Below are 12,790 nucleotides of genomic sequence, written 5' to 3' on the forward strand. Positions count from 1 at the left end.
CCTCGCCGGCGACCTGAACGAACGCCCGGAGGTGCGACATGACGAATCTGGCCGGCTTTCCGCCGCGCTTCTTGCGGACGCCGGAGGCCGCCGACTTCCTCGGCCTCTCCAGCCGGACACTCGAGAAGCATCGCACCTACGGCACGGGTCCCGCTTATCGAAAGCTGGGGGGCCGCGTCGTCTATGCCCTCGACGATCTCAAGGCCTGGGCCGACCGCGGCGCGGTCACATCGACGTCCGACCCGCGCGGCTCGGTGCTGCCGGCGAAGCGCCACGGCCCGGCCCCGGTGCAGGCCGGCCGGGACCGCCGTTGAGGTACGGGCCATGTCCTCGGCGCGACGCAATGGCGAGCGGGAGCAGCTCGATCTCTTCCGGGCGCTGCCGGGCGACCTCGCGCCACGCGACGCGCAGGACCTCATGGCCTATCCGTTCTTCTCGCTCGCCAAGTCGAAGCGGCTGACGCCGATTGACTTCAAGGCCGGCCCGATTGTCATCCGCGTCGAAGCGGTCCCGGAGCACGGAATGGCGACCATCTGGGACGCCGACGTGCTGATCTGGGCGGCCTCGCAGATCGTCGAGGCGCGCGATCTCGGCCTGCGGCCGTCACGCCTGATGGCGGCGACGCCCTACGAGATCCTCTCCTTCATCGGCCGCGGCGTGAGCGTGCGCGACTATGACCGGCTGAAAGCCGCTCTCGACCGCTTGCAGTCGACCACCGTGGCGACGTCGATCCGCCAGCCGACCGAACGGCGGATGCATCGCTTCTCCTGGATCAACGAATGGAAAGAGCGAGCGGACGCGCACGGCCGTCCGCTCGGCCTCGAGCTGATCGTGCCGGACTGGTTCTACGCGGCCGTGCTCGACGACGCCCTCGTGCTGACGATCGACCGCGCCTACTTCCGCCTGACCGGCGGACTGGAGCGCTGGCTCTACCGCCTGGTGCGCAAGCACGGTGGCCGCCAGCCGTCCGGCTGGAGCTTCGACATCGCGTATCTCCACGCGAAGTCCGGCAGCCTCTCGCCGCTCAAACACTTCGCCTACGACCTGCGCGAGATCGTCCGCCGGCAGACGCTGCCCGGCTACCGGCTGACCATCGAGCAGCCGCCGGACGCCCCAGAACGCCTCGCATTCGTTCCCGTCGCTTCCGCGGCCCTCGCTCCGCTGCGGCCGCGCGGGACCTCGCGCGCTGGGGATAAGCTGTGAATCGTGTCGTGCTATCGGGGACCCGGCCTGTCGTGCCATCGGGGACCCGATCCTCGTGCTATCGGGGACCGGATTCATCGAATCCGAGCGTCGATTCAAAGCAATGCGCGCGGCCTAACTCTTCTAACCAGGATTCCTTTGGAATCTTTCTAACGGCCGCTCCGCGTTCCACACTTGTGGACGAGTGCCGCCAACGGGAGGCGGCGCCATGATCGTCGCGCTGCTCAACCAGAAGGGCGGCGTCGGCAAGACGACGCTCGCCCTCCACCTCGCCGGTGAGTGGGCGCGACGCGGCCAGCGTGTCACCGTCATCGATGCCGACCCGCAGGGTTCCGCTCTCGACTGGTCGCAGCAACGCGCCCGCGAGAGCCTGCCGCGCTTGTTCGGCGTCATCGGCCTGGCGCGCGACACGCTTCATCGCGAAGCGCCCGAGCTTGCGCGCAATGCCGATCACATCGTCATCGACGGTCCGCCCCGCGTCGCCGGGCTCATGCGCTCGGCGCTGCTCGCGGCCGACATCGTCCTGATCCCGGTGCAGCCGTCGCCCTTCGACGGCTGGGGATCGGCCGAGATGCTCACGCTGCTGAGCGAGGCGCGCATCTATCGCCCCCAGCTCGTCGCCCGCTTCGTCCTCAATCGATGCGCCGCTCGCACTGTCATCGCGCGCGAGACCGCGCTCACCCTCGCCGATCACGACCCGCCGCTGCTCGCCTCCAAAATCGGTCAGCGTGTCGCCTTCGCCGAGGCCGCGCAGTCCGGCCGCCTCGTCTGGGAAGCACACACGGAAAGTCCGGCGGCGCGCGAGATCACCGCTCTTGCGGCCGAAGTCGGGAGGCTGGCGCGATGACGCAGCGCTCTTCCAAACGCGCCTTCATCGCGCGGCCGGCCGATCCCGAACGCTGGATCAAGACACCGGAACCGCGCTCCAGCGGCAACGGCGACGCGGCCGCATTCACCGCGCGGCTGACGATCGACATCACGCCAGCGCTGCGCGGCCGCATCAAGATCGCAGCCTTCCAGCGCGGCCTGACCGTCGCTGACATGCTGCGCGACCTGCTCGCCCGCGAATTTCCTCCAGCCGAAGGAGACCAGCCATGAACGGTGCGCCCCACCTGCGCCTCGTGCCGTCGCCGCTTCCCGCCGACGGCCTGACACGCGTCGAGCTGACCTGGATCGAGAAGAAGGTCGAATACTGGATCCGCTTCGGCAAGGAGAAGGACGAGCAGATCCTCGACCGGCGCCGCCGCGTGCTCGCCTTCGCGCCCAACAGCGTCTTCGCCTTCGTGCGCTGGGCCTCCAACGACCACGGCACCATCATCTCGCGCATCGACATCGTGCGCGCGATCGCACCGGGCGAGCGCTATCAGACGCTGCCCTTCGTGCGGCCCGGCGGCGACATCCTTCTCAAGATGGAGGGCTGGCCGAAGGTCGCGCGCGTCCTCCAGATCGTCGATGCGATCGAGGCGATCGGCATTGACCCGAGCGAGGTGTCGCCGCATCACTGGCGCCACGTCCACAACCGCCTGACCGCCGGCCAGGAGCCGCGCAGCTACACCGTCGAGCAGCATCGCGCGATCCTTCTGCGGCGGAGGGTCGAGCCGTGACGCGCTTCGGCTACATCGTGACGACCTCCTTCACCGTGCTGGCGGTCGGCGTCCTCTCCTTCCTTCCGGTCGTCCCGAAGCTCATCTGGAACGCGTCGGCCAGCGTGCCGCTCGGCCTCTATTCCATCGCGCCGGCGCGTCATCTCGAAGTCACCGACCTGGTCGCGGTCGAGACGCCCGAGCCGCTCGCCTCCTTCATGGCCGAACGCCGCTATCTGCCGCGCGGCGTGCCGCTGATGAAGCGCGTCGCCGCCATTGCTGGCCAGCAGGTCTGCCGCGACGGCGCACACATCACGATCGACGGCATCGACATGGGCGAGGCGCTGGCGCGCGACCGCGCCGGCCGTGTCTTGCCGTCCTGGCAGGGCTGCCGCCGCATCGTCGACGGCGAAATCTTCCTGATGAACTGGGCCGCTCCCGACAGCATGGACGGCCGCTACTTCGGCCCGCTCGCCACCAAAACGATCATCGGCCGCGCGGTCCCGCTGTGGACCGACGAGGACGGCGACGGCCGCTTCCAATGGCACGCCGCAACGCGGTGACGGCGCGCCAAGCACGTCCCCTTCACCGCACATAGGGAGCTTTCAATGCCACAGATCGGAGAGTTTACACGCACCAAGAACGGCTATACCGGCCATGTCCGCACGCTCACTCTGAACAGTGAGATCGTGCTCATTCCGGCCGAACATTCCGACGCCGAGAACGCGCCGGACTATCGCGTCCATCTCGGTGACAGCAACGGACCCGAGATCGGCGCCGGATGGAAGCGTACCGGCGAGAAGGCGGGCGACTACGTCTCCGTCCAGATCGACGACCCGGCGCTCAGCCAGCCGATCCGCGCCAATCTGTTTCAGTCGGGCGACGCAAAGTCTGTCTGGGGCCTGCACTGGAACCGTCCCCAGAAGCGGCCGGAGCGGGACTGAGGCGATGCTCGTCCGCTTGATTTCGCGGAGACGGAGTGAGGCCGCCGGGCGACGCTCGCTCGTCCGGCGTCTTCCCGCACTTCTCCTTTCCGGCCTGCTAACAGTCGGGCCGGTCACCGGCGCTGCGCTTGCGCAGAGCGTGCCTGACGCACGTGCTCCGAGCAGTCACACGATCGCCGATTACATCGCCGAAGCCGCGTGGCGCTTCGGCGTTCCCGCCGCATGGATACGGGCCGTCATGGACGCGGAAAGCGCCGGCGATGCGCGTGCCGTCTCGCGCAAAGGCGCGATGGGCCTGATGCAGATCATGCCGGATACCTGGTCGGAGCTGCGCATGCGCTACGGTCTCGGCCGCGATCCGTTCGATCCGCGCGACAACATCCTGGCTGGCGCGGCGTACCTGCGCGAGATGCACGACCGTTACGGATCGCCGGGCTTCCTCGCGGCCTACAATGCGGGCCCGCAGCGTTATGACGAATACCTCGCCGGGGTACGCGCATTGCCGGCGGAGACCCGCGCCTATGTCGCTTTGCTGGCGCCCCTTATCGGCGGCAAGCCGCTCGGGCGCGCGACCACAATTTCGGCCGCTGATCCGCTCGCCTGGACTCGCTCGCCCTTGTTCGTCGTGCGCGCGAACGGCAGTCCGAATGCAGAACCATCGCAAGACCAGCGCGTGCGCGGTGACAACGCGACGGCACCACGAGCGCGGGACGCGGCAGCGCTTTCACCGCGCTCCTCCGGCCTCTTCGTCGCGCAAGCGAGTCCGGACCCGCAGCAATGACGCGCTCGTTGCCCAATCGCGATGTAGCGACCCCCAGCGCACAAGAGCGTGTGGTGAGGCGGGAGGGCGCAACCACGTCCGCACGATGGCAGGATAAAGGGGCGCGATGTGCGCGCCATGACGGTCGTGGTTTTTCAATAGCTTGCATGCCGAAACCGCGAGGTGCGCCGTCCCGGCGCAGCCTGCGGCTTCGGCACTTCTGCAATGAATTCCGGCTCTTGGCGCGATGTGCGGGGCCGCGGCCATGAGCACCGAGGACGACTTCCGCATCCGGCCTGGCCGCATCCGCTCGACGCGCGCGCAGCGGGCGCGGCCCTTCATCGCCCAGGCGCTCGCCGCCGCGCAGCGCGCCGGCGGCTCCGTCTCCCGCAAGGGGACGATCGGTCCCGGCCATCGCTCGCGCCTCGGCCGCGGCCAGCGCGCCTCGATCCAGGCCAACCGGCTCATCACGTCACGCTCGCGCGGCGCCGTCGTCAAGGCGCGCGTCGTCCGCCACAGCGCACGCGGCGCCCCGCTCGCGACGCATCTCGGCTATCTGCGGCGCGAGGGCGTCACCCGGGACGGAGAGAAGGCGCGGCTCTTCGGTCCCGGCACCGATGAAGCCGATCCGAAGGCGTTCGCAGAGCGCTGCGCGGACGACCGCCATCACTTCCGCTTCATCGTGTCGCCGGACGACGCGATCGAGATGGCGGACCTCAAGCGGTTCACCCGCGACCTGGTCGGCCAGATGGAGAAGGATCTCGGCACCAAGCTGGACTGGGTGGCCGTCGACCACTGGAACACCGAGCACCCGCATGTCCACCTGATCGTCCGCGGCGTTCGCGACGACGGCGAGAACCTCGTCGTCGCGCGCGACTACATCAAGGAAGGCATGCGCGACCGGGCGCGCGACCTGATCACCCAGGAGCTGGGCCCCCGCACCGATCACGACATCCGCACCACGCTAGAGCGCCAGATCGAGGCCGAGCGCTGGACCAATCTCGACCGCCAGCTCGCGCGCGATGCCCATCGCACCGGTATCGTCGATCTCGCGCCGCATGCCGGCCGCCAGCCCGACGAGTTCCACGCGCTCAAGGTCGGACGCCTGCGCAAGCTGGAGGGTCTCGGCCTCGCCGAGCAGATCGGCCCGGGCCAATGGGTCATCTCTGAGTCTGCCGAGAAGCGCCTGCGCGAGCTCGGCGAGCGTGGCGACATCATCAAGCGCATTCATCGCAGCCTCGCGGAGCGCAGTATCGAACGCGGCGCGGCGAGCTACGTGCTGGCCGGCGAGAGCCTGGACGAGCCGATCGTCGGCCGCTTGCTGGCGCGCGGGCTCGACGACGAACTGAAGGGCACCGCCTACGCCGTCGTCGACGGCGTCGATGGCCGCACCCACCACATCAGGCTCGCCGATCTCAACGCCGCCGGGGACTCCGCCCCAGGCTCCATCGTCGAGCTGCGAAAGTTCGACGACGCCCAGGGCCGGCGGCGCGTCGCGCTCGCCGTCCGGTCGGACCTTCCGCTCGAGCAGCAGATCACGGCGAACGGCGCCACCTGGCTCGACCGCCAGGCCATCGCGCGTGCGCCGGTCCCGCTCGGCGCCGGCGGCTTCGGCGCCGAGGTTCGCGACGCGCTTGATCGCCGCGCCGGGCATCTCATCGGCCAGGGGCTGGCCGAGCGGCAAAGCCGCGGGGTCAGCTTCAGCCGCAACCTGATCGAGACGCTGCGGCGTCGCGAGCTCGATGCGCTGAGGGAGCGCCTCGCCGCCGAGACCGGACGGACGGCCGTCAAATCCAATGCCAGCGAGTACGTCGCGGGCACCTACCGCCGCCGCTTCGATCTCGCCTCTGGACGCTTCGCGATGCTCGACGACGGCCTCGGTTTCCAGCTCGTGCCCTGGTCGCCCTCGCTCGAACAGCATCTCGGCCGCCATGTCTCCGGCGTCGCACGCGGCGACGGCGGCATCGACTGGAGCTTCGGCCGCAAGCGGGGCATCGGCCTGTGATGAGACGATCGCCCAAGGAGAGCACGTGATGTCCGCGACGAAGATTCTCTGGGGTCAGATTCTGGTCGTCGCGCTGATCATCCTCGCGACGACCTGGGGCGCGACGGAATGGACGGCATGGCGATTGGGCTTCCAGGCGCAGCTCGGCGCGCCCTGGTTCATCCTGTTCGGCTGGCCGGTCTACTATCCCCCGTCCTTCTATGCGTGGTGGTTCTTCTACGACGCCTATGCGCCGGCGATCTTCGTCGAAGGCGCCTATATCGCGGCGTCGGGCGGGTTCATGGCGATCGCCGCCGCGATCGCCATGTCGGTATGGCGGGCCCGCGAGGCGAAGAACGTCGACACCTATGGCTCGGCGCGATGGGCCCGGCCCGATGAAGTGAAGGCCGCCGGCCTTCTCGGCCCCGACGGCGTCGTGCTCGGCAAGCTCGGCCGCGACTACCTCCGGCACGACGGACCCGAGCACGTTCTCTGCTTTGCACCTACCCGGAGCGGCAAGGGCGTCGGGCTCGTCATCCCGTCCCTGCTCACCTGGCCGGGCAGCGCCATCGTTCACGATATCAAGGGCGAGAACTGGCAGCTCACGTCCGGCTTCCGCGCCCGGCACGATCGCGTGTTGCTGTTCGATCCGACCAACGCCAAGTCTTCTGCCTACAATCCTCTGCTCGAGGTCCGGCGCGGCGAATGGGAAGTCCGCGACGTTCAGAACATCGCCGACATCCTGGTCGACCCGGAAGGATCGCTGGAGAAGAGGAACCATTGGGAGAAGACCTCCCATGCGCTGCTGGTCGGCGCCATCCTCCACGTGCTCTACGCGGAGGAGGACAAGACGCTCGCCGGCGTCGCCTCCTTCCTCTCCGATCCCCGCCGACCGATCGAGTCGACGCTCGCCGCCATGATGAAGACCCCGCATCTCGGAGAAGGCGGACCGCACCCGGTCATCGCGAGCGCCGCGCGCGAACTCCTCAACAAGTCGGACAACGAGCGAAGCGGCGTGTTGAGCACCGCCATGTCCTTCCTCGGCCTCTACCGCGACCCCGTCGTCGCGGCCGTCACGCGCCGCTGCGATTGGCGCATCACCGACATCGTCGGCGGCGCGCGGCCGACGACGCTCTACCTCGTCGTGCCGCCGTCCGACATCGCGCGCACCAAGCCGCTGATCCGGCTGATCCTCAACCAGATCGGACGACGCCTGACGGAAGATCTCCATACCAAGGCCCGCCGTCACCGCCTGCTTCTCATGCTCGACGAGTTTCCCGCGCTCGGCCGCCTCGACTTCTTCGAGAGCGCACTGGCGTTCATGGCCGGCTATGGGTTGAAGTCGTTTCTGATCGCGCAGAGCCTCAACCAGATCGAGAAGGCCTACGGCCCGAACAACTCGATCCTCGACAATTGCCATGTGCGAGTGAGCTTCGCGACCAACGACGAGAGGACCGCCAAGAGGGTCAGCGACGCGCTCGGCACGGCGACCGAGCTGCGCGCCATGCGCAACTATGCCGGCCATCGCCTGAGCCCCTGGCTCGGACACCTGATGGTGTCGCGTTCGGAGACGGCGCGCCCGCTGCTTACGCCGGGCGAGATCATGCAGCTCCCGCCCACCGACGAGATCGTGATGGTCGCCGGCACACCGCCCATCCGCGCCAAGAAGGCGCGCTACTTTGAGGACCGGAGATTACAGGCGCGCATCTTGCCGCCGCCGGCACTGAAGGCGGCGGAACACCAGCAGGCGAATGACTGGATCGGCAGGCCGCTGCCGCCTCGACCTTTGCCGGAAGCCGCGCCACCCGTGAGCGGCATGGATGACGAGGACCCGACCGGCTCCGAGAAGCGGCGCCAGCCGGAGCTCAGCCGCGTGGCTCCGATCGACAAGAAGCCGCCGATCGACAACGAGTTCGACATCGACCCCAACGATGACGAGCCGGACGATGCCGCGCGGCTGAGCCGCATGAACCGTCTCGTCCAAGGCCTCGCGCGCCAGGTCTCCCTCGATCCCAATGACGGCATGGAGCTGTAGGCCGCCATGCCGAACCCGAACAAGAAGCAGCGGCTCTCCGTCTATCTCGAACCCGGCGTGACCAAGGCGCTGGCGGAATACGCCGCACGCCGCGCCCAGTCGCGCTCGCTCGTCGCAGAGGCAGCCATCGCCTCATTCCTCTCACCCGACGCCGCGGAGCGGCAGGAGGCGGCGCTCACCAGGCGCCTCGATCAGCTCGACCGGCGCATGGCGCGCCTGGAGCGCGACCTCGGCATCGCCGTCGAGACGCTTGCCGTCTTTGTCCGCTTCTGGTTGACCACCAACCCGCCGCTGCCAGAGCCCGCGCAGGCCGCCGCGCGCGCGAAGGCCGGCGAACGCTATGACGCCTTCGTCGCCGCGCTCGGCCGGCGGCTCGCCCAAGGCCCGAAGCTTGGGCAGGAGATTTCCGAAGATATTGGCCCAGCACACAACACAGAGTAATCGAAGCTGGTCTTTCGAGCCGTTGTAGCCACCCAGGCGTGCCGATGCTGGCGACACTCGCGGCCGACCGTGAACATCCCCACCGTAGGAGCCCCGAGTATCAACGGATCGCCTGCCAGTCACCGGCATCGCGCGGTCGCAGCGCTCTGCGAGCATCTTGGTCTTAGACTAGGGTCGTCTTGACCCCGATTCACGCCTGGAATACGCTGATTAGCGAATAAGCGTATCGTGAAGGAGCGACATGAGTGCCAAGGCAGACACCTTCGGGCGTGCCATAAGCCAGGCGCGCAAGGCGCGCGGCTGGAGCCAGAAAGAGCTTGCCCAAAAAATTCTTCGGGAGGACGAGGAAGCCATCTCCCCGCAGTATCTCAACGACATCGAGCACGACCGGCGCAGCCCTTCGTCCGACCGGATGGTCCAGCAATTCGCCGACGTGCTCGGTATCGAGGCGGACTGGCTCTACTACCTCGCTGGCAAGTTTCCGGCCGACCTGCGGGAACGGAAGCTCTCGCAGCAGGAAGTCGCGAAGGCGATGGTCGCCTTTCGCGGTAAGCCGAAGAGCAAGTAAGGCGGCAGCGGATGGTGAGATACGTTCGTGATACAACGGGGCGTTTCTCTCAGCGTCCGCACTACAAGCCCGAAGAACTCGACCGTGAATGCGAGAACATCATCACGGGATTCCTGAAGGACAAATACGGCAAGGCCGGGTTCCCGGTCACCACCGAGGATCTTACGCTCTTGATCGAGCGCGACACGGATGATTTCGACGGTTACGCCGACCTGTCCGCATACGGCCATGACGTGGAGGGCGTGACCGAGTTCCAGCCGGGCCGGAAGCCGATCGTCCGCATTGCCGAGAATCTTTCCAACGACGAACGGCGCGAGAATCGGCTCCGCACGACCCTGACCCACGAATACGGGCATGTGCATTTCCATGCCTATCTGTGGGAGGTTGAGCCGCCCGGCGCCGATCTGCTCCGGCGGAATCCGAACGCCAACAAACAGATTTGCAAGCGCGACACGATGCTGGAAGCCGTCCAGACAGACTGGATGGAATGGCAGGCGGGCCATGCCTGCGGCGCGCTCTTGATGCCGGTGTCCTATCTGCGCCGCGTCGTCGGCGCTTATCAGGAAGCCAACGGACTGTTCGGCGTCATCGGCACCGGCACCGAACACGGCCAGGCCCTGATCGCGCGGGTTCAGGAAGCGTTCCAGGTGTCAGCGGATGCCGCGCGGGTGCGGCTCCTGCGGCTGAACATCCTGGGCGCAACGTCCGCCGGTCCCTCCCTCTTCGACTGCCTGTAAACAACGCCGGCAGCCGAAATATCGGCTGCCCTTGTGTTTGGCTCCAAAATACGCTAATTAGCAGATATGCGGAACAGCGGTTCCGCGAGCCAGCAAAACAAGGAGACCAGACCGATGAGCAAAGGGCCGAAGACCCACCATATCGTCCCGAACCCGAACGGGGGATGGGACGTGAAACGCGGTGGCGCTGAACGGGCCAGCAGCCACCACGAAACCAAGCGCGAAGCCATCGAGAGCGGCCGCACCGTCAGCCGCAATCAGGGCACCGAGCTGCGGATCCACAACCAGGATGGCCGCATCGCCAGCACCGACAGCCACGGCGGCGACCCGTTCCCGCCCAAGGGCTGAACTGAAGAAGGGACGAAAGAAGATGACCGACAATCACAAACCCGGCCATAACGGCAACGACCACCACGATGACCACGGCCACGGCGGTCACGACAACCACCACGACAAGGACATCACCATCGTCGTGAACGGCCGCGAGAGGACCGTGGCTGGCAAGGAACTTTCCTTCGCGCAGCTCGTCGCACTCGCCTTCGACACGCCGCCGACGGGCGAGAACATCGTCTTCACGATCACCTACCGGCGCGGCCACGGCGACAAGCCGGAAGGGTCGCTGGTCGAGGGCGAGACCGTGAAAATCAAGAAGGGCATGATCTTCAATGTCACCGCCACTGATAAGTCGTAGCCCCGACCTCGCCAGGCTGAAGGAAGATGGATACGAGGTGGAGATCAGAGCCAACCACCTCGTTCTCTGCAACGTGCCCTACGTGAACGCCAAGCGCGAGGTGAAACCCGGACTGCTGGTCTCGACACTGAATCTCGCCGGACAGGTGACGGCGAAGCCCGACACCCACGTCGCCTTGTTTGCGGGCGAGCACCCCTGCGACCGGCACGGGCGTCCTCTGACCAAGATCGTCAATGGCAGCAGCCGCCAGAGTCTTGGCGACGGCTTGGTGGTGGACCACTCGTTTTCGAGCAAGCCCGCCAGCGGGTATCAGGACTACCATCACAAAATGACCACCTATGCCGACATACTGTCGAGCCACGCGGCGGCCATCGATCCGACGGCCACGGCGAAGACGTTCCGGGTGATCGAGGCCGACGACCCCGATTCCGTATTCGAGTATCTGGACACGGCCTCAAGCCGCGCGGGCATCTACGCCCTGTCGCAAAAGCTGGCCCTGCCCAGGGTGGCGATCATCGGCCTTGGCGGCACGGGTTCCTACGTCCTCGACCTGGTGGCGAAAACGCCGGTCCATGAGATCCATCTTTTCGACGGCGATCATTACCTCCAGCACAATGCGTTTCGCTCGCCCGGAGCCGCGACGCTTGCCGAACTGAAGGCCACGCCGAAAAAGGTCCATTACTTCCGCGACCGCTATGCGCCGATGCGCCGGAACATTGTGGCGCACGATTTCCACATCGACGCCGCGAATGCGGACTGCCTCAACGGTATGACTTTCGTCTTCCTTTGCGTCGATCGCGGTGATGCGAAGCGGCCGATCATCGAGAAGCTGGAGGCCCTAGGCGTCCCCTTCGTCGATGTCGGGATGGGCATCGACCTCGTGAACGACAAGCTGCAGGGCATCGTAAGGACGACGACAAGCACCGACCGAATGAGGGTGCATGTCCGAGACAAGAAGCGCATCGGCCTTTCCGCCGCCGCGGCCGAGAACCTGTACGCCAAGAATATCCAGATTGCCGACCTTAACGCGCTGAACGCGGCCCTGGCGGTCATCAAGTGGAAGAAGCTGTTCGGGTTCTACCTTGATCTGGATGACGAACACCACTGCACCTACACGCTCGACGGCAACATGCTCCTGAACGAGGACAAGTCATGAAGCAGACCATCGTCCTCGACACGGAATTTGTCACCGGCATCCCGGACAGGCTCGCCGAGCATACGCTTTACGTGTCGATGAAATACGCCACGGTCGCGCATAAATGCTGCTGCGGCTGCGGCCAGGAAGTGGTGACGCCGCTCAGCCCGACCGACTGGAAACTGACCTATGACGGCGTGTCCGTGTCCCTTAATCCCTCGATCGGCAACTGGAGCTTTCCCTGCCGCTCCCACTACTGGATCGACAAGGGCAAGGTCCGTTGGGCGGGCGACATGACCCAGGAACAGATCGACCACGTCCGTGCCCACGACCGCCGCGCCAAGGCGCGCTATTTCAGCCAACCGGCACAGACGATCAAGTCTGATAGCCCATTGACGCCCTCCAAGCCGAAGGGCGGATTCTGGTCGTGGCTTTCGTGTTTCTGGCGCTGACAAAACCGCAGTCCATCGGTTTCGTCGACAAGCGCCCGTAAGGGCGTCTTATACAAACTGGCCTGAAATTCGGCTTTGCTAGGCCTGACCGCCGTCCGTGTTGACGCGCCGCTTCCAGCAGAGCAGGCGCGTGAGATCGGCCGTAGCTTGAGCACTTTGTTCCGCCGTTTCCCTGTCTTTATACGCTAGACTGCGACGACCCCATCGCGCTTGTTGCGCCGCCCGATTTTCTGCCTCTTCTACTCATCCCCGATCCA

17 protein-coding genes are annotated in these 12,790 nt (G+C 66.5%); all 17 read left to right on the forward strand.

Going from position 1 to position 12,790, the window contains the following annotated elements; genetic code table 11:
- Positions 1 to 38: 38 nt before the first annotated feature.
- The 17 genes from RO009_20955 (at position 39) to RO009_21035 (ending at position 12,533) form a co-directional block, all read left to right on the forward strand.
- The gene (locus RO009_20955; GenBank protein ID MDT3687503.1) at positions 39 to 314 is read left to right on the forward strand and encodes a helix-turn-helix domain-containing protein; all 276 of its coding nucleotides are present in this window, start codon (positions 39 to 41) and stop codon (positions 312 to 314) included.
- Between the two features lie 10 nt (positions 315 to 324).
- Positions 325 to 1,203: a replication initiator protein A gene (locus tag RO009_20960; protein ID MDT3687504.1), complete on the forward strand. Its 879-nt coding sequence runs from the start codon at positions 325 to 327 to the stop codon at positions 1,201 to 1,203.
- A gap of 208 nt (positions 1,204 to 1,411) precedes the next feature.
- A complete protein-coding gene (parA, locus tag RO009_20965; protein MDT3687505.1) occupies positions 1,412 to 2,050 on the forward strand; it encodes a ParA family partition ATPase in 639 nt (212 codons plus the stop codon).
- Positions 2,047 to 2,301, forward strand: coding sequence for a hypothetical protein (locus RO009_20970; protein MDT3687506.1), 255 nt, complete (start codon positions 2,047 to 2,049; stop codon positions 2,299 to 2,301). The genes parA and RO009_20970 overlap by 4 nt, the downstream gene beginning before the upstream one ends.
- Positions 2,298 to 2,807: a DUF2840 domain-containing protein gene (locus tag RO009_20975; GenBank protein MDT3687507.1), complete on the forward strand. Its 510-nt coding sequence runs from the start codon at positions 2,298 to 2,300 to the stop codon at positions 2,805 to 2,807. Before RO009_20970 ends, RO009_20975 begins: the two co-directional genes overlap by 4 nt.
- Complete coding sequence (locus tag RO009_20980; protein MDT3687508.1) at positions 2,804 to 3,349, forward strand: S26 family signal peptidase; 546 nt, start codon at positions 2,804 to 2,806, stop codon at positions 3,347 to 3,349. The genes RO009_20975 and RO009_20980 overlap by 4 nt, the downstream gene beginning before the upstream one ends.
- Before the next feature lie 45 nt (positions 3,350 to 3,394).
- Positions 3,395 to 3,730 (forward strand): DUF736 domain-containing protein, encoded by a 336-nt coding sequence (locus tag RO009_20985; protein MDT3687509.1) that lies wholly within the window; start codon positions 3,395 to 3,397, stop codon positions 3,728 to 3,730.
- A gap of 139 nt (positions 3,731 to 3,869) precedes the next feature.
- Positions 3,870 to 4,511, forward strand: a complete 642-nt coding sequence (locus RO009_20990) for a lytic transglycosylase domain-containing protein (GenBank protein MDT3687510.1) — start codon at positions 3,870 to 3,872, stop codon at positions 4,509 to 4,511.
- A 244-nt stretch (positions 4,512 to 4,755) separates the two neighbouring features.
- Positions 4,756 to 6,495: a DUF3363 domain-containing protein gene (locus RO009_20995; protein MDT3687511.1), complete on the forward strand. Its 1,740-nt coding sequence runs from the start codon at positions 4,756 to 4,758 to the stop codon at positions 6,493 to 6,495.
- Positions 6,496 to 6,523: 28 nt separating this feature from the next.
- Positions 6,524 to 8,509 carry a conjugal transfer protein TraG gene (locus RO009_21000; protein ID MDT3687512.1) on the forward strand — a complete coding sequence of 662 codons (1,986 nt, stop codon included), beginning with the start codon at positions 6,524 to 6,526 and terminating at the stop codon, positions 8,507 to 8,509.
- Between the two features lie 6 nt (positions 8,510 to 8,515).
- Positions 8,516 to 8,950: a CopG family transcriptional regulator gene (locus RO009_21005; protein ID MDT3687513.1), complete on the forward strand. Its 435-nt coding sequence runs from the start codon at positions 8,516 to 8,518 to the stop codon at positions 8,948 to 8,950.
- Between the two features lie 241 nt (positions 8,951 to 9,191).
- Complete coding sequence (locus tag RO009_21010) at positions 9,192 to 9,518, forward strand: helix-turn-helix transcriptional regulator (protein ID MDT3687514.1); 327 nt, start codon at positions 9,192 to 9,194, stop codon at positions 9,516 to 9,518.
- Positions 9,519 to 9,529: 11 nt separating this feature from the next.
- A complete protein-coding gene (locus tag RO009_21015; protein MDT3687515.1) occupies positions 9,530 to 10,255 on the forward strand; it encodes a hypothetical protein in 726 nt (241 codons plus the stop codon).
- Positions 10,256 to 10,369: 114 nt separating this feature from the next.
- Complete coding sequence (locus RO009_21020; protein MDT3687516.1) at positions 10,370 to 10,603, forward strand: DUF2188 domain-containing protein; 234 nt, start codon at positions 10,370 to 10,372, stop codon at positions 10,601 to 10,603.
- 22 nt (positions 10,604 to 10,625) lie between these two features.
- Positions 10,626 to 10,946 carry a multiubiquitin domain-containing protein gene (locus RO009_21025; protein MDT3687517.1) on the forward strand — a complete coding sequence of 107 codons (321 nt, stop codon included), beginning with the start codon at positions 10,626 to 10,628 and terminating at the stop codon, positions 10,944 to 10,946.
- A complete protein-coding gene (locus RO009_21030; protein MDT3687518.1) occupies positions 10,921 to 12,102 on the forward strand; it encodes a ThiF family adenylyltransferase in 1,182 nt (393 codons plus the stop codon). The genes RO009_21025 and RO009_21030 overlap by 26 nt, the downstream gene beginning before the upstream one ends.
- Complete coding sequence (locus RO009_21035; protein ID MDT3687519.1) at positions 12,099 to 12,533, forward strand: DUF6527 family protein; 435 nt, start codon at positions 12,099 to 12,101, stop codon at positions 12,531 to 12,533. The genes RO009_21030 and RO009_21035 overlap by 4 nt, the downstream gene beginning before the upstream one ends.
- Positions 12,534 to 12,790: the final 257 nt, after the last annotated feature.

Origin of the sequence: Pseudorhodoplanes sp., assembly GCA_032027085.1 — a bacterium.
Classification (GTDB): Bacteria; Pseudomonadota; Alphaproteobacteria; order Rhizobiales; family Xanthobacteraceae; genus Pseudorhodoplanes.

Coding starts and splice junctions, on each gene's coding strand:
- RO009_20985 (MDT3687509.1), top strand. CDS start 3,395: ATGCCACAGATCGGAGAGTTTACACGCACCAAGAACGGCTATACCGGC.
- RO009_21010 (MDT3687514.1), top strand. CDS start 9,192: ATGAGTGCCAAGGCAGACACCTTCGGGCGTGCCATAAGCCAGGCGCGC.
- RO009_20975 (MDT3687507.1), top strand. CDS start 2,298: ATGAACGGTGCGCCCCACCTGCGCCTCGTGCCGTCGCCGCTTCCCGCC.
- RO009_21035 (MDT3687519.1), top strand. CDS start 12,099: ATGAAGCAGACCATCGTCCTCGACACGGAATTTGTCACCGGCATCCCG.
- RO009_20970 (MDT3687506.1), top strand. CDS start 2,047: ATGACGCAGCGCTCTTCCAAACGCGCCTTCATCGCGCGGCCGGCCGAT.
- RO009_20955 (MDT3687503.1), top strand. CDS start 39: ATGACGAATCTGGCCGGCTTTCCGCCGCGCTTCTTGCGGACGCCGGAG.
- parA (MDT3687505.1), top strand. CDS start 1,412: ATGATCGTCGCGCTGCTCAACCAGAAGGGCGGCGTCGGCAAGACGACG.
- RO009_20995 (MDT3687511.1), top strand. CDS start 4,756: ATGAGCACCGAGGACGACTTCCGCATCCGGCCTGGCCGCATCCGCTCG.
- RO009_21025 (MDT3687517.1), top strand. CDS start 10,626: ATGACCGACAATCACAAACCCGGCCATAACGGCAACGACCACCACGAT.
- RO009_21005 (MDT3687513.1), top strand. CDS start 8,516: ATGCCGAACCCGAACAAGAAGCAGCGGCTCTCCGTCTATCTCGAACCC.
- RO009_21015 (MDT3687515.1), top strand. CDS start 9,530: ATGGTGAGATACGTTCGTGATACAACGGGGCGTTTCTCTCAGCGTCCG.
- RO009_20960 (MDT3687504.1), top strand. CDS start 325: ATGTCCTCGGCGCGACGCAATGGCGAGCGGGAGCAGCTCGATCTCTTC.
- RO009_21000 (MDT3687512.1), top strand. CDS start 6,524: ATGTCCGCGACGAAGATTCTCTGGGGTCAGATTCTGGTCGTCGCGCTG.
- RO009_21020 (MDT3687516.1), top strand. CDS start 10,370: ATGAGCAAAGGGCCGAAGACCCACCATATCGTCCCGAACCCGAACGGG.
- RO009_21030 (MDT3687518.1), top strand. CDS start 10,921: ATGTCACCGCCACTGATAAGTCGTAGCCCCGACCTCGCCAGGCTGAAG.